Annotated in this window: 1 protein-coding gene; it reads left to right on the forward strand. The window is 44.6% G+C overall.

The genetic code is table 11. The annotated features are described in order from the left end of the window. Positions 1-821, forward strand: an 821-nt coding sequence (tnpC, locus tag NF418_RS10280; protein ID WP_256779529.1) for an IS66 family transposase, incomplete at its 5' end; no start/stop codon positions are given. Positions 822-868: the final 47 nt, after the last annotated feature.

An 868-nucleotide genomic window follows, 5' to 3' on the forward strand; every position in this document is an offset into this window, starting at 1 on the left:
AGAAATTGTTGGAGCAGCCTATTCTTCATGCGGATGAAACCTCCTACAAGGTCTTGGAAAATGATAGCCAGTTGACCTTCTACTGGACCTTCTTGTCTGGGAAGCAGGAGAAAAATGGAATTACCCTATATCATCATGACAAACGACGGAGTGGCTTGGTTGTGGAGGAATTTCTAGGGGATTATGCGGGCTACGTTCATTGTGACATGTGGAGTGCTTATCGCCAATTAGACAAGGCTCAACTAGTTGGTTGTTGGGCTCATGTTAGGAGAAAGTTTTTTGAGGCGACTCCTAAGAAGACAGACAAGACTTCTTTAGGAGCTAAGGGATTAGCTTATTGCGACCGCCTGTTTGCCTTGGAGAATGATTGGACAGACTTGTCTACTGAGGAGCGACTGCATAAACGCCAGACAGAGTTGACTCCCTTGATGGACGAGTTCTTTGATTGGTGCCGTGAACAGGCTGTCTTGCCAGGCTCCAAATTGGGTACTGCAATAGAGTATAGCCTCAAATACGAAACCACCTTCCGAACCGTTCTATCGGACGGTGACCTAGTCCTGTCCAACAATATGGCTGAGAGGGCTATGAAGACCTTGGTGATGGGCAGAAAAAATTGGCTATTCTCTCAAAGCTTTGAGGGAGCCAAGTCAACAGCTGTCATTTTGAGTCTTTTAGAAACAGCTAAGCGACACGGACTTGATGCAGAGAAATATATGAACTATCTTCTAGAACACTTACCTAATGAGGAGACACTCGCAAAAAAGGAGGTGCTGGAGGCTTATTTGCCATGGAAGGAAAAAATTAAGAGAGCATGTAAATAGAAAAAGGTTCCAGAGTCAATAGGACTTTGGAGCCTTTTCAATATACT

Origin of the sequence: Streptococcus suis (genome assembly GCF_024509555.1) — a bacterium.
GTDB lineage: Bacteria > Bacillota > Bacilli > Lactobacillales > Streptococcaceae > Streptococcus > Streptococcus suis_AD.